At 39.3% G+C, this 21,482-nt stretch carries 16 protein-coding genes and 1 pseudogene; 6 read left to right on the top strand and 11 right to left on the bottom strand.

Going from position 1 to position 21,482, the window contains the following annotated elements:
• Positions 1 to 6: 6 nt before the first annotated feature.
• The 3 genes and pseudogenes from A6749_RS18595 to A6749_RS27770 form a co-directional block, all read right to left on the bottom strand.
• Positions 7 to 759, bottom strand: coding sequence for an ABC transporter permease (locus tag A6749_RS18595; protein ID WP_066393820.1), 753 nt, complete (start codon positions 757 to 759; stop codon positions 7 to 9).
• Positions 741 to 1,475 carry an ABC transporter ATP-binding protein gene (locus tag A6749_RS18590; protein ID WP_153043040.1) on the bottom strand — a complete coding sequence of 245 codons (735 nt, stop codon included), beginning with the start codon at positions 1,473 to 1,475 and terminating at the stop codon, positions 741 to 743. The genes A6749_RS18595 and A6749_RS18590 overlap by 19 nt, the downstream gene beginning before the upstream one ends.
• A 48-nt stretch (positions 1,476 to 1,523) precedes the next feature.
• A pseudogene (locus tag A6749_RS27770) lies at positions 1,524 to 1,713 on the bottom strand (ATP-binding protein); the annotation flags it as partial.
• A gap of 120 nt (positions 1,714 to 1,833) precedes the next feature.
• Between A6749_RS27770 and A6749_RS18585 the strand changes: the two are divergent.
• Together A6749_RS18585 and A6749_RS18580 are read left to right on the top strand one after the other, a co-directional pair.
• On the top strand, positions 1,834 to 2,457 hold the full coding sequence (locus A6749_RS18585; RefSeq protein WP_066393816.1) for a TetR/AcrR family transcriptional regulator: 624 nt from the start codon (positions 1,834 to 1,836) through the stop codon (positions 2,455 to 2,457).
• A 21-nt stretch (positions 2,458 to 2,478) separates the two neighbouring features.
• Positions 2,479 to 3,990 (top strand): DHA2 family efflux MFS transporter permease subunit, encoded by a 1,512-nt coding sequence (locus A6749_RS18580; RefSeq protein WP_066393805.1) that lies wholly within the window; start codon positions 2,479 to 2,481, stop codon positions 3,988 to 3,990.
• A gap of 259 nt (positions 3,991 to 4,249) precedes the next feature.
• Here A6749_RS18580 and A6749_RS18575 read toward each other — a convergent pair whose 3' ends face one another.
• The gene (locus A6749_RS18575; protein ID WP_066393798.1) at positions 4,250 to 5,650 is read right to left on the bottom strand and encodes a M28 family peptidase; all 1,401 of its coding nucleotides are present in this window, start codon (positions 5,648 to 5,650) and stop codon (positions 4,250 to 4,252) included.
• 262 nt (positions 5,651 to 5,912) lie between these two features.
• The gene (locus A6749_RS18570; RefSeq protein ID WP_066393795.1) at positions 5,913 to 7,091 is read right to left on the bottom strand and encodes a M20 family metallopeptidase; all 1,179 of its coding nucleotides are present in this window, start codon (positions 7,089 to 7,091) and stop codon (positions 5,913 to 5,915) included.
• 172 nt (positions 7,092 to 7,263) lie between these two features.
• On the opposite strand from A6749_RS18570, the gene A6749_RS18565 reads away from it, so the two are divergent.
• Positions 7,264 to 9,042: a helix-turn-helix domain-containing protein gene (locus A6749_RS18565; protein WP_066393793.1), complete on the top strand. Its 1,779-nt coding sequence runs from the start codon at positions 7,264 to 7,266 to the stop codon at positions 9,040 to 9,042.
• Between the two features lie 280 nt (positions 9,043 to 9,322).
• Positions 9,323 to 10,183: a 5'-methylthioadenosine/S-adenosylhomocysteine nucleosidase gene (locus A6749_RS18560; protein ID WP_066393782.1), complete on the top strand. Its 861-nt coding sequence runs from the start codon at positions 9,323 to 9,325 to the stop codon at positions 10,181 to 10,183.
• 73 nt (positions 10,184 to 10,256) lie between these two features.
• Here the strand turns inward: A6749_RS18560 and A6749_RS18555 are convergent, their stop codons facing one another.
• Positions 10,257 to 12,608 carry a polyprenyl synthetase family protein gene (locus A6749_RS18555; protein WP_066393774.1) on the bottom strand — a complete coding sequence of 784 codons (2,352 nt, stop codon included), beginning with the start codon at positions 12,606 to 12,608 and terminating at the stop codon, positions 10,257 to 10,259.
• 285 nt (positions 12,609 to 12,893) lie between these two features.
• Between A6749_RS18555 and A6749_RS18550 the strand changes: the two genes are divergently transcribed.
• A complete protein-coding gene (locus A6749_RS18550) occupies positions 12,894 to 14,246 on the top strand; it encodes a DUF4910 domain-containing protein (protein WP_066393770.1) in 1,353 nt (450 codons plus the stop codon).
• A 77-nt stretch (positions 14,247 to 14,323) separates the two neighbouring features.
• On the opposite strand, the gene A6749_RS18545 is transcribed toward A6749_RS18550, so the two are convergent.
• The 3 genes from A6749_RS18545 to A6749_RS18535 form a co-directional block, all read right to left on the bottom strand.
• Positions 14,324 to 15,058: a glucose 1-dehydrogenase gene (locus A6749_RS18545; protein ID WP_066393764.1), complete on the bottom strand. Its 735-nt coding sequence runs from the start codon at positions 15,056 to 15,058 to the stop codon at positions 14,324 to 14,326.
• A gap of 247 nt (positions 15,059 to 15,305) precedes the next feature.
• On the bottom strand, positions 15,306 to 16,532 hold the full coding sequence (locus A6749_RS18540; protein WP_066393757.1) for a C40 family peptidase: 1,227 nt from the start codon (positions 16,530 to 16,532) through the stop codon (positions 15,306 to 15,308).
• A 279-nt stretch (positions 16,533 to 16,811) separates the two neighbouring features.
• Entirely contained in the window at positions 16,812 to 17,930 is a 1,119-nt protein-coding gene (locus A6749_RS18535) for a branched-chain amino acid aminotransferase (protein WP_066393753.1), read from the bottom strand.
• A 235-nt stretch (positions 17,931 to 18,165) separates the two neighbouring features.
• On the opposite strand from A6749_RS18535, the gene A6749_RS18530 reads away from it, so the two are divergent.
• Positions 18,166 to 18,846 (top strand): phosphoribosylaminoimidazolesuccinocarboxamide synthase, encoded by a 681-nt coding sequence (locus tag A6749_RS18530; protein ID WP_066393751.1) that lies wholly within the window; start codon positions 18,166 to 18,168, stop codon positions 18,844 to 18,846.
• A 60-nt stretch (positions 18,847 to 18,906) separates the two neighbouring features.
• Here the strand turns inward: A6749_RS18530 and A6749_RS18525 are convergent, their stop codons facing one another.
• Together A6749_RS18525 and A6749_RS18520 are read right to left on the bottom strand one after the other, a co-directional pair.
• Complete coding sequence (locus tag A6749_RS18525; protein WP_066393749.1) at positions 18,907 to 19,584, bottom strand: hypothetical protein; 678 nt, start codon at positions 19,582 to 19,584, stop codon at positions 18,907 to 18,909.
• A gap of 170 nt (positions 19,585 to 19,754) precedes the next feature.
• Positions 19,755 to 21,482, bottom strand: coding sequence for a glycine betaine ABC transporter substrate-binding protein (locus A6749_RS18520; protein WP_066393747.1), 1,728 nt, complete (start codon positions 21,480 to 21,482; stop codon positions 19,755 to 19,757).

The following is a 21,482-nucleotide window of genomic DNA, read 5'->3' as shown; positions in this document are numbered from 1 at the left end:
TGTTCTTTATTTACTTCTCTCTAACTGCATCCGTTTGTTAAATAGTGTTGGGTAAGATAGGAACCCAAGCATTATACTCGTGATAGATGCTGTCGTTAAAAGCAGAAACAGCACCAAAAGCTGAAATTGTACCGCTTGAACAGGGCTCGCACCGGCAATAATTTGGCCGCTCATCATCCCTGGGAGCTGAACCAGTCCAATCGTTTTTTGACTCTCAATTGTCGGAATCATACTTGCTTTGATTGAGGTCATCAACTGGGTGTGTACGGCCTGTTTAGGTGTTCCTCCAAGAGAAAGTATCAGTTCTGCCTGGTCCTGATGGGACTCGGTCTCCGCAATAAACCGATTAAGAAACAGGATGGCAAGCACCATACCATTACCAACCATCATTCCGCTGATTGGAATGATATATTGGGCAGTATGGGGAGTAATGTTAAATCCCAGTAGAATGCTTTGAGTTAAAACTTCGATAAAAATTAACGTAACGGCAATTTTCCAAGTAATCCCTTTAATCGCTGCTCCTTTTTTTCGGGCATTCAAAGTTGCAGCAATAATCATAACTGCAACCATTAACAAAATATAAATAATGCTTTCGGCATCGAACACAAATTTAAGAATATAACCAACAATAAACAATTGGATGATGGAGCGAATGACTGCAATCATCGTATCTTTTTCCAGCCCGAGATTTAAGGTTTTCGATAATACAACGGGAATGAGAACGAAAATTAGTGAAAAAATTAATGCAATGATCCCCATCCTAATTCCCCCTTAACAAACTGCCTTACTTGTTCATTGCTTGGCGATTCTAATAATTCACTTTTTCCTGTTTCAACGATTTTCCCCGCCATCATCACCCATGTATATGTTCCTACATTCAAAGCTTGTTTTAAGTTGTGTGTTATCCAAACAATCGTCACGCCATACTTCCGGTTGATTTTGACAATCAGTTCCTCAATCTCCTTTTGTGAAACTTGATCGAGGGAAGATGTAATTTCATCCAGTAATAAGATTTGCGGACGATTCACCAAAGTGCGAGCTATTGATACTTTCTGGCGCTGCCCGCCAGATAATTCTTTACTGTTCCTACGTAGAAAATCCTCTGACAAACCTACGTCTTTTAATAAATCTATGGCTTGGATATCAGGAAGCAGTTTTCCTTGCAGTTCCAGCGGCAGTGCTAAATTTTTTTGTACATTCCCATCAATCATCGGCGCACTTTGAAGAGCCATCCCAACATTCCTTCGCAATTCCACAGGGTCATAATCATTTATGCTCCGATCATTAATAATAATGTCTCCATCCTTTGTCGACAACAGCCCATTACATAACTTAAGCAGCGTGGTCTTCCCAGCCCCCGAAGGCCCCACCAAAGTCGTAATCTCCCCATCATAAAAAGCCCCCGAAATATTCCTCAAAATCGGGTGATCATCAATTGAGTAATTTACATTTTTAAATTGTATAGCTGGTTTCATTCCGTTCACTTCCTTATGAGACATAGGGACGGTTCTTCTGTCCCATGTTCAATCAGGTGTCTGGGACCTCTTAGGCAATCTTACCAAAAATTCACTCCCGTTTTCTAGTTCACTATTTACTGTAATTGTTCCATGATGTTTCTCAACAATCCATTTGGCGATGGATAGGCCTAGGCCGTGTCCTACCCATTCGCCTGGTGGGGGATTTGTCCGCACGATAGAAACATTGAAAAAATTTGCGAAAATTAAACATATGACATAGTGTCACTTTTTTATTGACTTATGACAGTGTGTCATAATATAATCTATCTCATCACCAAACATGACACAGTGTCACTTCTTAGAAAGGAGCGTCATAATGCCAAAACAAACATTTTTTCATTTATCTAAAGATAAACAAGATAATTTATTGCAGGCTGCTAAAAATGAATTTTCCAGAGTTCCGTTACATGAGGCTTCCATTGCCAATATCATAAAAGCTGCAGGCATACCAAGAGGGAGCTTTTACCAGTATTTCGAAGATAAGGAGGATTTATTCTATTATTTATTAAGCCAGCTTTCGCAAAAAAATCATGAGCGATTTATTTCGATTATGAAAGAGAAGGACGGCGATATATTTGAGACATTTATTCATTCTTTTCAATTTATGATTAAAGACAATAGAAATACAGAGCATAAAAACTTTTTCAAAAATGCCTTTTTAAATATGAATTTTAAAATGGAAAATACTTTAGCGAATAATCTATTCGAACAAAATCAAAAAAATCAGTATTTTGACCTGATTAACATAATTAATAGAAACAATCTTAACATTCAAAATGAGGAAGAGCTGCATCAAGTACTTCGAATTATTATGGCAGTAACCTTTCATAACCTTGTTCAAGTATTCGTGAAGGATTTATCCAATGAAGAGGCTCTAAAAAATTATACTAAACAAATCGAGCTGTTAAAAAAAGGACTCCATAAGCATGATTCAATTTAAAAATTAAAGGAGATTAAAAGTATGGATTCATCATTACAACAAAGAAAACCACCTTATTTAATGCTTGCGATTCTATTTGTCGGAGCATTTGTTTCTTTTTTAAATAACTCGCTTTTAAATGTCGCGCTGCCATCCATCATGAAAGATTTAGGCGTCAAGGATTATTCAACAATACAATGGCTTGCGACAGGCTATATGCTGGTAAGTGGTGTATTAATTCCAGCATCAGCCTTTTTAATGACACGCTTTTCTAATCGCAGATTATTTATTACATCGATGGCGATATTCACTCTAGGTACGGGATTAGCCGCCATTGCCCCTAACTTTGGTTTATTACTGACCGGCCGGATGATCCAGGCTGCCGGCTCTTCTGTTATGGGACCGTTATTAATGAATATTATGTTAGTCAGCTTCCCGCGGGAAAAACGCGGCACGGCAATGGGTGTTTTTGGTTTAGTTATGATTACAGCACCGGCAATTGGCCCGACGTTATCAGGATATATTGTTGAGTATTATGACTGGCGTCTGCTTTTTGAAATGATTTTACCATTAGCTGTTATTAGTTTAGTATTAGCCATTTGGAAATCTGAAAATGTCATGCAACAAAACAAAAATGCAACCATTGATTACCTTTCAGTTGTGTTATCTTCAATTGGTTTTGGCGGATTACTGTATGGTTTTAGTTCGGCAAGCTCAGACGGCTGGACTGACCCAATCGTGTTAACCACTTTGATTGTAGGGGCTATTTGCTTAGCTGTCTTCATTGTCCGACAATTAAAAATGGAGGAACCGTTATTAGATTTACGTGTTTACAAGTATCCAATGTTTGCTTTAGCGTCAGTTATTGCAATTGTCAATGCTGTTGCCATGTTCTCCGGGATGATTTTAACCCCGGCATATGTTCAAAGCGTCCGAGGAATTTCACCGCTTGATTCAGGTTTAATGATGCTGCCTGGGGCGATTGTGATGGGGATTATGTCTCCGATCACCGGTAAATTATTTGATAAATTTGGTCCACGTGCACTTGGCGTAATCGGGCTTGCCGTGACAGCTGTCTCGACTTACATGCTGGCAAATCTGCAAATCGATTCCAGCTACTCCTATATCATCCTTGTCTACACACTTCGTATGTTGGGGATGTCGATAGTAATGATGCCGATTATGACAAACGGTTTAAACCAGCTGCCAACACGCTTAAATCCGCACGGTACGGCAGTTAACAATACGGCTCAGCAAGTGTCCGGTTCCATTGGTACAGCGATTCTGGTTACGATTATGAACTCTGTTACAAAAACAGAAGCGACAAACTTAATGACCGGTGTTGATCCAACTACGATGACAAAAGCTGCTCAAGCATTATTAACACAGAAGGCATTACTGGCTGGAATTCAATATTCCTTCTATGTTGCCCTGGGCATTAATATTGTCGTGCTAATCCTAGCGTTATTCGTTAAACGCGTAGATACAAGTGAAGAAGCTGTTCGGAAGTTAGATCAGCAGGGAAACACACAGGCGAAGACTGTGACGAATTAAATTTGAGGGAAGAAAGAGGTGGCTGCATGACCACCTCTTTTACATTCATTTATCCAAACTGACTTTTTCACTCTTTAACTTATCCAATTCCTGTACAAATTTATAGCTCTTATTTACAAAAAATCAAGTTATTTTACGAAATTACCCCCCTTTTCTACATAACAGCCTATCTTATCTACAATTTTTTGAACTAATTGGGACAACGCAAGATAAAACAAGCCAGTTCGCCTCATCAAAGTGGCAAACTAGCTAACTATAATTATCTTACTGCCTGCTCAAAGTACATATCAGCATCAGCTTTTACTTTTGGTCCTTTTTTAGGCTTTGGTCCCATGCTATCAAATCGGGCAAGGTCATAAACTGCAGCACCGACAATTTCCGCTACGTCCTGAAGTTTTTCCTTGCTGATTTTATCAATAGAATCCTCAGGAGTATGGTACCAAGGCTCCGATGGGCTATGGATAAATAATGCTGCCGGGATTCCTGCTTCAGCAAATGGGACATGGTCGCTGCGCCCGCCTTGTCCATAAGGTGTCGGCGCACCGTTCAGTCTCTCACTCGAAGCCTGAGCCAGCTCAGTTACTAGGTTTGGTTTACCATCAAGGGTAAGCAATACAAGATCTCCAGCGTCCCGGCTTCCAACCATATCAAGATTAAAGTTTGCTATTACACGTTCCTTATCTTCATCTGATAGATTGTTAACATAGTAGGTTGAGCCAATTAAGCCAAGCTCCTCCGCACCAAATGTGACAAAGCGAATTTCGGTATCAGTTGGAACATTTTTTAATACACGGGCAAGCTCTAAAGTTGTCGCTGTACCGGAAGCATCATCGTTTGCCCCTGGTGCCCCGGCAACAGAATCATGGTGCGCACCAACGACAATCACTTTATTTGTATCCTTTTGTTTATTGGTAGGTTTTTTCGTAGCAATTACATTATGGGAAGTGCTTTCCCCTGTTCTAGCTCCTTCAATTTTCACCGAAGCAGTTAATTTAGAACCGCTGTTTAATTTCGTCAGTAACGCCTCTCCTTCTGCTTGAGTGATTGCGACTGCTGGAACATATTGATCATTTGCACCGCCAAGTGTTCCATTTACGTCACCGCTTGTATTGTTAAAAATAATAACCCCTGCAGCCCCCTTCTCTGCTGCATTCAATACTTTATCCGCAAAACTGATATCTCCTCTTTTAATAAGAGCGATTTTTCCAGTCAGATCCATGTTTGTTAGTTCTTCTTTTTTCCCAAGTCCCGCGTAAACTAAGTCGCCAGAGGCATTTCCGCTTACAGTGTATGTAAACGAAGCGGGCTTAAGTTCCCCATCATAACCTGCAACAGATAATTGAACGGTATGCGGAGGTGTGTACCCATAATATTGAAACGGTTGGATTTCAACCTCATAGCCATAAGATTCGAATTGTTCTTTAATATACTTCACTGCATTATCTTCTGCCTCAGTACCTGCTACCCTAGGTGTTTTGGAGAGATAGGCAATATTATTGTAAATGTTTTCAGCATTAATATGTTTAATAACCTTGTGATCAAATACCTTTAACGGCTGTTCCTGTTCAGTACCTGCCTGCTGCGCGAAAACTGCCTGGGTGCCTATTGCCCCAAATGCTAATGTTGATGCAAGGGCGATGGATAAAAACGGTTTCTTCAATTAAATCACTCCTAGTTATTGTATTCCTACCAATATTATACTATTTGGAATCTTCTAATAAGGGTAGAAACTACTATATAAACTAGGAGTTAATTACTAATTATACTAATATTTGTAATATTTATACACTTCCTCTGTTTTTAAAAAAATGAAACATGAGAACTGAATACCCATGTTTCATTTATTTTATAAAAATCCTACGAAAATGCCTGCCAAAACGACTGAGACCATTGTGGCAGAGATGAATCCTTCTATTAATTTTTTACTTATTATTTTGAAGATAAGTTATTGTTGCTGCTCCTAATGTTTTAGCTGCAATCAGCATACCTTTTTCATCAATATTAAATTTAGGATGGTGATGTGGATATACTGCATGCACCCCTGGATTTTGTGCACCGGTAAAGAAGAAGGCTCCTTTAACATTCTCTAAATAATATGCAAAGTCTTCCCCACCCATATGCGGTTCACATTCCACAACATCGGTAACACCTGGTACTGTTCTTGCGATATTTACTAGAAACTCCATTTCCTCTTTTGGATTAACAACAGCTGGATATCCTCTTTGATACTCAAAAGTATAATCGACATCCCCCGCGATACAGGTCCCTTTAATAATCCGTTCAATTTCTTTTTCCATATGGTCACGAGTGCTTTCTTTAAATGTTCTCACCGTGCCTGCAATCTTCGCAGTATCAGCAATGACGTTTGGTGCATTTTTTGCCTCGAAAGAACCAATGGAGAGAACAGCTGAATCTAGCGGATCTACCCGGCGGGAAACGATTTGCTGTAGGTTATTGACCAGCTGGGCGCCAATTACGACACTATCTTTTGTACGATGTGGCTGTGACCCATGTCCACCGTGACCTTGAATTTCAACTTTAAAAAAGTCAGCTGCGGCCATAACTGGACCAGTACGATATTCAATTGAGCCAACAGGCAAAAGCGACCAGATGTGCTGTCCAAAGATGACATCCACACCATCCAGGCAGCCATCCTCAATCATGGCAATTGCCCCTCCAGGTAAAACCTCCTCAGCATGCTGATGAATGAACACAACGTTTCCTTCAATTTCTTCTTTCATACTGTTTAATACTTTTGCCAGTACTAACAGGGTTGCTGTATGACTATCGTGTCCACAAGCATGCATCAGACCGTCCACTTTAGATTTATAAGGAACGTCTGTTTCTTCCTGAATCGGCAGAGCATCGAAGTCTGCCCGCAGCGCAACCGTCTGTCCAGGCTTCCCGCCGCGTAATGTTGCAACAACGCCACGGCCGCCTACGCCAGTCCGTACTTGATGTCCAAGCTTCTCGTGATACTCCGCAATATATTTTGGTGTATTTTCCTCTTGGAAACCCAATTCAGGATATTGATGCAAATAACGACGTACACTTACCATTTCTTCGTAAGCTTGATCTAAAAGTTTGTAAAGCTTATCCAATATAATCATCTCCCGTTTATTTGACAATTTAGACTGATTTATTTTTTTATAATAAAAATTATAAAATATCAGAAAACTATTTCAATGGTACATCACACAATAAAAAATCGATTCCATTGTTCGAACATACAATGTATACTTTTTTTGTATCATATTCTTAGGAGGTGTTAATGTGGAAAAAAGCCAGCAGATTACTAGTATAATCGAGAGTATTCGCTCCATAACATCTTCGTTAGAAGTGAATGAAGTGTTAAATAATATTGTCACCCATGCCCTTCACGTTATTTCAGCTGCGGATGCAGGCTACGTACAATTATATAATGAGGAAACAAAAGAATTATTCGTTAAATCCGCCATTGGTTTTACCGAAAAGCTTCAAGAAATCAAAATAAAAATTGGTGAATCGATTACCGGTAAAGTATTCAGCAGCGGTAAACCTGTTATATATTATTCGCGTTCTGAGATTTATGAGGGGATGGCAACAATCTCCAAACAAAATTTAGACTATATCGAAGATGCCAGTGATCATTTAATGTTAAAAGCGCTGATTAGCGTACCGCTGATCGTCAAGGGCAGGAGCATTGGGGTCATGACCGTACTTCAGCATAAGAATAGAGGGAAATTATCGGAGGAAGACTTACAATTATTAGAGGGCTTTGCAGCGCAGGCAGCAATTGCCATACACAATGCCAGACTGTTTAAAGAAAAAAATGAACAATTGGCGGAAATAACGAAATTAACAAAGACACTTGAGGAAAAAAATAATATTCTCATCAAACGGGCACAAATCCATGAAACTCTCACCAGGATTTCCTTACAAAATAAAAGCATGGAATCTATTATTCCGGAATTAAACCGAATGATGAACAGAGAGATTTTCTTTTTTGATAATCTTGATTCCAAGCTTTATCCTAAAAAAACGATTAGCTATCCTTATTTAAGTAACGAAGAGTTTTCCGCCATTATTAGAACAAAAAATTGGCCATTTTTTATTGAAATATATGAGCAGCGTGAGATCACTTACTATGTTTACCCAGTTCTTTCGGACAGAGTTTCTCTAGGCTGTATCATTATTCCGCTGGACATCCCGATTTCACACCAGGATAAAATGACCATTGAACAAGCGAGTTCTATTTTGGCGCTTGAGCTGACAAAGCAGAAAACACAGGCTGAAGTGTATTATAAAAAGACACATGAGGCATTTAATGACATGGTGAAATGCAAGGATGACTATTTATTGGCGGTAAAGGGAGAGTCTTTAGGTATTAAAACAAATTCACACTTTGCTGTATTACTAATTGAAATCATCTCCTATTCTGATTTACAAATACTTGAAGCGGTTATTCATCGTTTCATTTCAAGAATGAAGAGGCGTCTGCCAGAACAAGGCACGCTAATCTTTGGCTTCCATAATAAAATAACCTTGCTATTTTCAACAAAGCAGCCGAAAGAAATTGACGCTTTGACCGAGAGCCTTGACTCGCTTTTATTCAGGCGGGGAAATCAAGAGGAAATCACCATGCACGCCGGCATAAGCACCACCTATCAGGGGATTGAGTTTGTGTCCAAATGCTGCGATGAAGCAGCGAAGTCACTTTCCTTTTCCATCAACCGACAAAAGACAGGCATCATGAATTACAAAAAGATGGGAATCAACCGCTTATTTTTGACCCTGCCTTCTCCTGAAATAGAACGATTTATTGAGGACATATTGGCACCATTGCGAACCGAAAAGGCACAAAATAACGAATTAGAAAAAACCCTGTTCACCTATATCAAACTAAATCATTCTATCTCAGAAACAGCAGAAACACTTCACATTCACAAAAACACGCTCTACCACCGAATCAAAAGAATAGAAGAACTGCTAAATCTTCAACTCAACAACCCGGATGACTACCTACAAATACTACTAGCCCACCATTTACATGAAAACTTTACTGAACGGTGATGCAAAGGGTACATTGGGGCAGTTCGTCTGTTTCATCTCTTTATCCCATTAAATCGCCCGTCAGATAAGAGGTCTTTTCCTTTTAAAAGTGAAAAGGCCTTTATTTTTTATTTTTATTATGATTTTAATCATTTAGCTAAAAACTAAAAACAGGATAAATTACCTATTCATTTTTTATTGAACGCAATTCTTGGTTATTGTAGAATATAACACTATACGAACATTACGATTACTTATAACGATTAATGTTCGCCTTAAATCAAGGGGGAATTAAAAAAACATGAAAAAAAGGATGGCAGTTTCACTTTTTGCTGTAATGCTGATTAGTGCATTATTGCTTGCCGGGTTTTCATCAACAAAAAATGAAAACAAAAAAGCACGACATGAACAGAAGAATACAGAACAGCCTATTGCTGTTCAAGGGGCTATGGATATTGAAATTTCAGCACTCCTCAAGGAAATGAAGAATTATAAAGAAGAACAAATTGGCAATTACAGCTTTTATATTGGAAAAATTGATAAAATTCCAGTAGTTGTATCAAGAACCGAGATTGGAATGGTAAATGCTGCTGCCTCAACAACATTGCTTATCGAAAAATACCATCCTAAGGTTATTATCAATCAAGGTACCGCGGGAGGACATGACCCGAATATTCATGTTTTTGATACAGTAATTGGCACCGAGGTCATGAATATTGGAAGCATGCGGTCCGAACATTTAGATGATGGTGAAGGAATGAAACCAGAAACATGGAAGTCCATGGAAACAACCATGAGAGAAAATGGTGAAAAAGTGGAGTACAAGTCATTTAAGAGCGACCCTAAGCTAATAAAAGCTGCTCTCAGTGTTGCTGATAAATATTCCCACGGTAAAGTAGTTGAAGGAAAAGTTGGCAGTGCAGACTTTTGGAACCGAGAAGTAGACCGAATCCAATGGTTCCACGAGAATGCCGGAACAAGTGTAGAAGAGATGGAAGCTGCTGCGGTTGCTCAAGTAGCTAAAGCTTTTAATATTCCATACTTATCCATTAGAACTGTTTCAAACTCAGAAGTTTCAGGTGATAAAATTGAGGATTTAGAAACTGCAGGCCAATACGGTGCAGAATACGCAGTTGAAATTGTAAAGGCAATAGAAAAATAAATTTAAATAAAATATGGGGACTGTTTCTTTAGCTTCCCTTAGGAAGCAAAAAAACAGTCCCCATGTTTTTTCATCAACGCTCCCTATTCACGATATAATCCAATAAATGCTTTAAAAAAGTAATGTTGCGAGGAGCCTCCTGTAAAGCCTCTACCGCTAGACAGTAATGATCCCACATCTCTTTTCTTGCTCCATCGAGACCTAGTATCGTAACGAAAGTTGAATTATTATTTTCTTTGTCCTGACCAGCTGGTTTTCCAAGTAACTGCATATCTCCTTCGACGTCCAGAAGATCATCTTTGATTTGAAAAGCAATCCCGGCATGTTGAGCAAATTTTTTCAAGGCGGTAATTTCGGACTCACCTGCCTCTGCAAGAATCGCCGGCATAACCAAAGAAGCCTCAAACGCTATCCCAGTTTTATAAAAGCTCATCACATTCAGCTGCTCCAACGTTAATGATTTTCCCTTTGATTCCAAATCCATTGCCTGCCCTCGGCACATATCTGCCGTCATCTGAGCCGAATAGCGAATCATTTTTAGCACTGTTTTCGTATCAAATTGATCAAGGAATGTCTGCTCTTCTACCGCCTTCTGAGTTAAAAATAGACCAGTTAATTCTGCAATGGCAATGTTATATGTCTTATGCAAAGTCGACCGCCCCCTGCGGCTTGACGCATTATCCTGTGAAGGAAGATCATCGAAGATTAAGGAAGCTGTATGCATATATTCCAATGATTTAAGAAGCTGTTCAACAGCTGATTGTTTCAATCCATATTCGTTCACGCTCATAAACCAAGTGATGATGGGTCGGAGCCGCTTTCCATTTCCCTCTAGACTGTAATTGGCTGCATCAATAATTGGATCTCCAAGCAATATATTATGCCCGCCGATTTTCAGCATACCGTTAATTTCATTACGTACAGTTTCAATTGTACTAAAGAATTCATCCCGCTCTTTTTGATCATTTTTTAAAATCGTAATGATATGGTCGCGCAGCAGTTTATCAAAGAAATCAACATCATCCGCTTTTCGCACCATCTTTTGGATAAGATGATTAAATTTTGAATTTCCAACAGAAAAGAAATTCATTACCTCGTTATATTTCTCGATACCTACTCGTTCTTTAAACCTTTTTAGTCCATTTATAGCTCGCCCAAGGATTACCTCACAAGTTTTAGAATCTGACTGATACACGTTATGAATCAAATTAGCAATGACCGCCCAGTAAACTTCAAAAGGATTAATCAAATCCGGACGCCTATCATGATATTTTAGATAATAAGTATAAGGAGTTACTGCACCATCCTTCATATCATCAAACAGATCGGCAAAATCATCTGCAAGCTGATTGTAGATTCCATAATAGAATGTTCGATTGTCAAAGCCCTCATCCTCCGGGGCACTGATAACTGAACGGGCAATCAATCTGGAAGAAGCGGATTTTAAAATGATTGGAATATAAATCTCCTCATTCGTGTAATCAGCATTATTTAGATCCTTCATCCGGTCAATTTCTTGAGAATGATAAAACACATATGCTTGCTCGAAAAAGTTTTTTCTAGTCGCTTCCTGCTGATGAGCTTTAATGTATTCAAAGGCTTGTCGAAGCTCTGAATGTATAAACCGGATTAGATTTGAGTTATTCCCAGCCCAGCTGCCCAATCTCGGTACAGTCCCAGTGGTAAGGGTAGTACAAATCAAATCGGAATATCGTTTTTTCTCTGCAGCAGATAAAATATTGGAGTCCAGAAGGTCGTCAATGAAGGGATATGTCAAACCATAGGCATAGCCAAGTCTAATCGCTTCATTCAGTTTTTGAATTCGTTTTTCAGGTGAAACATCATCCTCCATCTCTTCTAGCACATGCATGATGACACCAGCAATGATTTTAATCAGTTTTCGCTGAGCATGCACAGCATCCATACCTTCAGGAATATTAACGCTTACCGTCTTTAGTTTGTCTAACAGCCAAATCATAGTCATTTCAATACCTTCTTTTTGTGCCCAGCGGTACAACCCGGCTATGCTGAAGGTTTCATGTTTATTATTTCGATCAATCAGATAATTTTTTAAAGTGTCGACCGTACGCCGAACCCTTGACTGAGTGTCAGGTGAATCTAGTGCTTTGCCCAAGTCCCGCATATAAATATAGGAGATACTTCGGTCAAGATAAGACTCCAGTTTCCCTGTGTAATCCAGCCAGCGAATATAATGGTGATATCCTCGGGAACCTGTTTTTTGCCTTCCTAGTGAAAAAAAGTAAGGTCGAATATGGTTGTGTTTCCATGATTGGATATCTTTTGTGAGAGTAGAGATATAGGTTTTTTCTGAGACTAGCGCCTTCAAGATTTGAAAATAATCTGATGCCTGCATCTCAGCCTTTCGATAAGAGTCATCAGCATTTATAATAAGCTTCTCATTCATAAAACCATTACCTCTACTTTGTTTTCAAATTAGCAAAATATAATTATATATAGTCTAGATTATCAGCATTATGACAAATAAAGCCTTATATACCTGTCGAAAATGAAAAATCCCCGTATTTACCGATATTTAAAGCTTCCGTATAGGTACTCCTTAAGCACCAAATTACCATTCATCTTAATAATTATACTAGTACCAAAGGTTCATTTTCAAAAAATAAAAAGGATTTCCAAAAATGTAAGCGAATACATTCCGAGGGATTTAATTACCTAAGGAGGAAATATCATGAAAACAGGAAAAAAACGTACTACTATCTTGTTAACCACAATGCTTGTAACGTCGGGTTTATACATTGCTCCGGTAAATTATTCTGCCAAAGCCCAAGCCGCTGCACAGAATATAGACAACCCTAGTATAAAAGCTTTTGACCAGAAGGTAATTGCTAGAGTTAATGCCGAACGGATTTATCAGGATGTCCACTATTTATCCGAAACGATTGGCCCGCGTGTCACCGGGACAGAGGGTGAGAAAATGGCAGCTGAGTTTATCAAGCAGCGTCTATTATCTTTAGGTTATAAAGTAGAGACACAGGAATTCAGCGTTCCGGACAAAATGGTTGGACATTTACACACTAGTGATAATAATGAAATATTAGTAAATATTCCAGCCGGTTCAGCAGCAACCTCAAATGAAGGAATTACAGCACAGCTTTTCAATGCAGGTTTAGGGAAAGCTGCAGATTTTACCTCGGAAGCAAAAGGCAAGATTGCTCTTATTTCTAGAGGAGAGATTACTTTTAAAGAAAAAGTAGATAATGCCGTCGCTGCAGGGGCTATCGGAGTATTAATCTATGATAATACCACACAGCCAGGGCCGTTAAATCCTTCAATCGGCGGCGATGCAGCGGTACCAGTAGGCGGCATCTCCAAAGCCAGCGGTGAAGCATTACTTAAGGACGTCGTGGCGCAAGGTAAAGCCGTGTTGCTAAATGTGACCCGAATTGCAAATGCTAAGTCACAAAATATTATTGCAACTAAAACGCCTAAGCAAGGGGAAAACCACGATATTGTGCACGTATCAGCCCATATGGACAGTGTTCCATTTGCACCAGGAGCAAGCGACAATGCTTCAGGAACTGCTGTGGCTCTGGAATTGGCTAATATTTTAAAGGGCTACCCAATCGATAAAGAATTACGTTTTGTTTTTGTCGGGGCCGAAGAAATTGGTTTAGTTGGTTCAGAGTATTATGTCAGCCAGTTAAGTCAGGATGAAATCTCACGCAGTTTAGCCAATTTTAACATGGATATGGTGGGGACCGGCTGGGATAATGCCACTGCGATTTATCTGAATACGGTTGACGGCAAAGCAAACATCGTGACAAATACGGCGATGGCAACAGCAGAACGAATCGGTACACCATCCCAATTGGTGCTGTACCAGCGCGGAGCTTCTGACCATGTTTCATTCCATGACGCAGGCATCCCGGCAGTCAACTTTATCCGCCGCGAACCAGGAACAGCAAACCTAGAACCATATTACCATACACCACTAGACAAAATTGAACATATTAGCAAAGAACGCCTAAAAGAAGCCGGCGACCTAGTGGGAGCCTCTTTATACAGCCTGATTAGAAAATAGACGAAACACGGGGACGGTTCTTCTGTTCATGGAATAAAAGTGAAGCATGAGAACCGTCCCCATGCTTCACTTCAATATTATTGCGCTGTTAATCCGCCATCTACCGCGAACTCGGAGCCAGTACAGTAGCTGGATTCATCCGATGCGAGAAATAATACAACATTGGATACTTCCTCGGGTTTTGCAATTCTTCTATTTGGGATATATTTTGCAAATTCTTGAATGGCATCCTTTGAATCCTCTTGAACGATCATTGGTGTTTCAATTACTCCTGGGTGTACAGAGTTAACCCGAATTCCCTTTGCTGCCAGCTGCAGAGCAGCTGCTTTTGTCATGCCCCGGACAGCAAATTTAGTATCGGTATAGCCAATCGCACCACCTACAAGACCATTTATGGAAGATATATTGACAATCGATCCAGTTCCAGCTTTCAGCATTGAGGGTACTACATATTTCATACCGAGAAATACAGAAACCTGGTTAATATCAACAATTCTGCGGTACTCTTCTTCTGTAATATCTATAATGGATTTATTCATACTAATCCCTGCATTGTTAACTAACACTGTTACGGGGCCAAAGGTGTTTTCAGCTTCAGCGACTACTGTTTTCCAATCTGCCGCTTTGGTAACGTCATGTTTGATGAACTTTACATTCTCTCCAAATTCACTGGCTAGCTCCCGTCCTTCTCCTTCAAGAATATCAGTAATAACTACTTTGGCTCCTTCAGCAACAAATTTACGGACATGAGAAGCGCCCATTCCTCGTGCTCCCCCAGTAATAATTGCAACTCTTCCAGCTAATCTGTCCATCCAATGCTCCTCCTTAAACATTAGTATGTAACCGCTATAAGTATACACCCAAATTATGGTTCTTACTCGCTGGAGATTTGTATATTTTGGAACAATTTCATTTCTTATTCAAATACAGCCTTTATTCGAATCCCCTATAAAAAAACAATCTATTTCCTATTATAAGCAACAAAAAAGAGCCTTTACCCAATAACTGGATAAGGCTCTTTTACTATTTTGATAGGTACCTTATAAAAATCTTTTGCAATTAATGTAATACCCTTGCTGCTGTTGTAAATTTAGATGGATTATATGGAGAAATTTTTACAACATCACCGGTTTGAGGTGCATGGATATATTGCCCGTTTCCGATATAAATACCGACATGATGAGCAGGGTTGCCTCTGAATACTAAATCCCCTGGACGCACTTGGCTTGTAGAAATTCTTGTCCCAACTCTTTGCTGGTCACGTGACACCCTTGGAAGACTAATGCCTACAGAACGAAATACATATGAAGTGAATCCGGAACAATCAAATCCGCTTGGTGTTGTCCCGCCCCAAACGTAAGGAACGCCTAAATATTTCTTAGCATTGGCAATTACCTGACTTGCCGAAGCCGAGGCAGTTGAACCGCCGCCATCATCTGATGATGCTGCCTTAGATTCATTGTTTACAGATGCTTTCGGACGCTCTTGGCGCTGTTCTGATTGAACCTGTGGCTTTTCTTGATTCTGTACGCGCTGTTCAGGCTGAGTTTGAGTTTGAGTCTGTGACCGTTGCCGCTCCGCTTGTCTAGCTTGTTCCTGTGCACGCTGTTCAGCTAATCGAGCCTGACGCGCAGCCTCTTTTTCAGCCTCTTGTTGTGCATACTGATCCTTTTGATTTTGTAATTTGCTTTTTGTAGCTTCTAATTCTTTAGCAATTTCTTTTTTATCCACTTCAATCTTTTGCTGTTCTGCTGCCAGTTCATTCTGGTTTTGTTTTAAATTATTTAATTCGTTATGTAACTTTTCTTCTGCATTATTTAATGCTTGTTGCTTTTCATTTAAGCCGGTCAATAAGTCCGAATCATTTTGTAAAATCGCTGAAATCGCAGTAAAACGAGTTAAAAATTGAGAAAAGTCATCAGAAGAAAGCAATAGTTCCGCGTAAGTCGCAAGGGACTCTTTCCCCTCAGACTGAAGGCTCTTTAGGCGCTCTGAATAGACCTCTTTATGAATCTCCAAGGCCTTTTTTGCTTCTTCAATTTCTGTTTCTGTCTCTTTGATTTTCCCTTGCTGCTTATTAATTTCTTCTTTTAACGCCTGGCTTTTCTCCATGGCCATGATGATTCGATCGTCTAACATTTGAATTTTGTTTTCAAAGTCATCGATTTGTACTTGTGTTGCATTTATTTGGTCTTGTGTCACAGTGTCTGCAAACGCTGGTGTCACTTGAATCATAGAAGTGAGAACGGCAACTGATACCGAATATTTAAATAGTTTCTTAATCATTGCAAAATCTCCTTTGATACCTATCATTAATTCAATCTCGGAATATATAACTAGTTTATATTCCAAAAGAACTAAAAACAATAGAACTGTCGGTAATGTAATATAATTGTAACTTTATGTAGAATTATGTGACAAAAAAATCGACATCTGTAATATAGATAAGACTTTTTTCATAAAATCTCATACCAACTATGTCCTTTTACCTAGTTTTTGATATAAAACATAGGGACGGTTCTTCCGCTTCAGAATGAAACAGAAGAACCGTCCCCATGTTCTATTTTAATAAATCAAGCTTCCAGAATGCATATCCTTAGCTGTGTTTTCTGGATTGACCTCTATCCTCCAGCCGAATGGATCTGGTTTTGTTCCGTTTTGGATTCCGGTGAGTGTATCGTACAATTCCTGGGTCAGTTTTCCGATTTCGCCGCTATTTACAACAAGCTTTTCATATTTCCATAAAAGTTCGCCAATTGGTGAAATAACTGCAGCAGTTCCTGTGCCAAATGCCTCTTCCAGCACCCCATCTTTATACGCTTGATAAATTTCATCGATTGAAATCCTTCGTTCCACAACAGGAACATTCCAATGTTTTAATAGTTGAATGATAGAATCCCTTGTAATCCCTGCTAGTATACTGCCATTTAAGGCTGGGGTTACAACCTGGCCATTAATTTTAAAGAAAATATTCATGCTGCCTACTTCTTCGACATATTTATTTTCTCTGCCATCTAACCAGAGCACTTGAGAATAGCCGACTTTTTCTGCTACTTCCTGCGCTTTCAAACTACTTGAATAGTTTCCGCCCGTTTTGGCTTCACCTGTTCCCCCGGCAACAGCCCGTACATATTGCTGCTCAACCGCAATTTTCACCGGATGAATGCCCTCTTTATAATAAGAACCAACTGGCGACATAATAATGATAAATTGATAGTTTTCAGAAGGTGCTACCCCTAAGTGTGGTTCTGTCGAAATGATGAACGGACGAATATAAAGGGATGTCCCTTCAGCTTGAGGTATCCAGTCACGGTCTACCAAAATTAATTGTTTTAATGCTTCTAATGCCAATTCCTCATCAATTTGCGGTATGCATAATCGAGCATTAGAGTGATTCAATCGATTAAAGTTACGATCCGGTCTAAATAGAAAAACTTTCCCGTCCTCAGACAAATAGGCCTTTAATCCTTCAAATACAGTCTGTCCATAATGGAAAACCATGGAGGATGGGTCTAAGCTGATTGGCTGATACGGAATAATACGCGGATCATGCCACCCTGTTCCTTCTGTGTAATCCATAATAAACATATGATCCGTAAAAGTCCGCCCAAATTCAAGATGCGCAGAATCAGGTTTTGGTTTTCGATTAGTGCTAAGGATTGTTTCAATTTGATAATTTTTCATTTTGTGTGTCCTCCTATGAATTTTCCAGCATCATTTTATTAAAATAAAGACATCTTATGAATATATTACTCCTCTTAAACGGAAAATGAAAGGGAAAATTCAGAATAATATAAATGTTACTCCTCTCCAAATGTTCTCATTAATAATTCATTTCTACCTTATTTTTTGTATTATAATAATATCTAAGTAAAAGGAATTTTTGGCTAAATCTAAAAAGTATAAGGGGACTTTTCACATGAAGCTTAGGTATACCGGAAAAACAAAAGATGTCTATGAATTAGAAAATGGAAACTATTTACTGGAATTCAAAGATGATGTCACTGGTGTTGACGGAGTCTTTGACCCTGGAGCAAACACGGTTGGTTTGACGATGGAAGGTGCAGGGCGTGCAGGTTTAAGGTTAACCAAGTTCTTTTTTGAAATTTTAAAATTAAAAGGAATCCCTACCCATTATATTGATGCCGATATCGATCAAGCTACGATGACTGTTAGACCGGCTGCAGTTTTTGGAAAAGGGCTTGAGGTTATTTGCAGATATAGAGCAGTTGGGAGCTTTTTGCGCAGATATGGCTTATACGCACAAGAAGGGCAGCACCTTGATGCTTTCGTAGAGGTTACCTTAAAGGATGACGAACGCCAAGATCCACCTGTTAGTGAAGATGCATTAGATATGCTTGGTATATTATCGAAGGATGAGTACAAAGTGTTAAAAGCACTGACTCAGCAAATTGGAAATGTCGTCAAAGAGGAGCTTGCAAAAAAAGGCATCGAGCTATACGACATTAAATTTGAATTCGGACGTGTAGGCGAAGACAAGCAAATTGCACTCATAGATGAAATCTCCGGCGGAAACATGCGTGCTTACAAAGACGGTGAATACATCGAACCATTGGAACTAGAAAAAATGTTCCTATAATTAATGCGGCATTTAAAAGAGCCAGCCCCTTGTTGGATGGGGGCTGGCTCTTTTAAATTATTACTCCGATTTCCCTGCTTTAAAAGTACCGGAAACCCGATTAATCATTGGCTCATAATGTTTCTGTTTACTAGATGGATATGTTATTTTCAATGTAGAAATAATACCCTCGCCTATTATCGCTTTTTCATATACCGTGTCACTTCCATTTTTATATGATATTACGTACCAATCCCTCCCCAAACGTTTGTAGGCAATTGGACTAGGTCCATGCTCGAGAGCACGTTTATAATAAGTTTTAATGGTCTCACGTTTTCCTGAAACATTGATATTACTTCCGCTTGCTGTAATGGAACAATCATCATTATAAAATTCCCTGCCATCGTTGTTTGTAGGCGCTGGAGAGCGATAAAAAGACACAGGATATTCAAAAGTGAATCCAAATCTAGTATTTGTATAAGTTTTATATGTAAAAGTATTTTTTTGTTCTTGTTTATGTTTTGTTTCTTTTTTTACGACCGTAGATTTTAATGCTGCTTCATTGCCATCCTTGTCTTTAGCCAAGGCATTGTTTTCGGACTTATGATCATCTCCATCCGCTGGTGCCTTTTTTTCATTCTCAATTGCCTTTTCAACTGTCGAATTTGGAGATGCTTCTTTATTAGCTGCTTGGCAGCCTATCAATCCTATTGAAATGATAAAAGTAAGAAAAATGAACAATTTAGAATTTTTATGCATAGTATTCCTCCTGAAAAAATGAAATAACGTAATAATAACTCCAAATCTTATTTTACATTAATTTTCCTTTCGTATCTTGGAGATTTTTTAGAATGCCATACAAAAAAGAGAATCCCTTAAAAGTTATACTTTTAAGGGATCCTCTTCCTTTAGAGAGACAGTCCCAGTTTCTACTTCAAATCTTCGATCGAATTAATATCCATATATTTTGGTACAACCAGTCCATTCTTCGTTCCATGAAGGTTGCTGCCAAGATCAATGAAATCATTTTTATATTGTTTATAATATTCTCTATGGGTACTTGGCAGCCATGCAGCCACCATGCCGTCCACACTGCCATTTGCTACACCGGCAAACATCGGGCCGACCTCCACTTGGCTCAATTTTACATTGAAACCATTCTGCTCCAACACCTTAGCGATGACATTGGTACTGGCGATTTCTGTATCCCAAGCCACATAGACAAGATTAATCGTCTCCCCATTGCCTGTTTTGGCACCTTTTGTCCATTTCCCCACTTTGTCCCCGTTGGCATTGATCCATTTTTTCGATGCTTCCGCTGGATCCTTCCCTTCTTTAATATCCACCATCACTTTTTCCATATCTGCAGGCTTCCAGGAAAATTGATTAAGGATGGTATACGCACCTGGCATATCCTGCTCAAGACCTTTTCTTACAATGGTATGAATATCCTCAACTGCACCAAAGGATTTCTTTGGATCTTTGAGAAATTTTAAATCATAAGTGGAAAACATCCAATGCGGCGCCCATCCGGTGATAATGATCGGTTTCTTCTGATTATATGCCTTCTTTAATTCAGCTACCATTGCAGCCGATGACCCTTCTTGCAGCTGCCAATTATCCAGCTGATAATCTTTGATAGCCTTATTCGCTTGGGCCATTATTCCAGCCCCAGGTTCAATTCCGATTATTTGATAATCAGTTTTGGCTCCAATACCGTTCTCACCCTTTTTTACAGCCGTTTCTTTTGTAACTCCTGTCACTATAGCTGTCAGAATGACCAGAACAACTAAAATGGAATAAACGATTTTTTTCTTAACTACATTCTCATAGGCCGGTTTCCGTAAGTTTTGGCTAATCCGGTCAAGTATAACGGCGATAAACACGATGGATAACCCTGCTTCAAAACCTTTTCCAACATCAATTTGGCTTACAGCCCTGTAAACATCTGCCCCCAGCCCCGGCGCCCCTACTAGGGAAGCTGTCACGACCATCGATAAGGCCAGCATGATGCTTTGGTTGACCCCGGCCATGATAGTTGGTGTAGCAATTGGTAATTGAACCTTAAATAACTTTTGGCTGTTACTGGAACCAAAGGCATCGGCCGCTTCAATTAAATCCTTCGGAACTTCCTTAATACCAAGATTAGTCATTCGGATTGTAGGCGCAATCGCAAAAACAAACGAGGCTATTATTCCTGGTACTACGCCAATGCCGAAAAACAAAATGGAAGGAATTAAATAGACAAATGCAGGCATGGTCTGCATAAAGTCCAAAATCGGTGTTACAATTCGATGTACTGTTTTCCTTTGAGCACACCAGATTCCAACAGGGATCCCAACGATGATGGTGAGTAATCCTGATAGTATAACAATCGCAATGGTTTGAATACTGGAATCCCAATAGCCGAGATTATCAATCAAGAGCAAGCTCAAAAGGGTAAAAATTCCTAACGGCCATCTGCTGGTATAAGCAACCAACAGAGTTAAGACAATAATTAAGATAATGGAAGGGCCTGCACTTAATACATTTACTATGATATCTAAAAGGGTATCGATTACGGTGGTTAAAAAGGTAAAAAATCCTGCAAATGCAACGGTGATCCATTGGACCAGGACGTCTACCCAATCTCCTAAAGGGATTTTTGGCACATTCAT

This window comes from Neobacillus mesonae (assembly GCF_001636315.1).
Taxonomy (GTDB): Bacteria; Bacillota; Bacilli; order Bacillales; family Cytobacillaceae; genus Neobacillus; species Neobacillus mesonae.
Note: the sequence above shows the minus strand (reverse complement) of the source record. Positions and strands in the feature narration are given on the sequence as shown.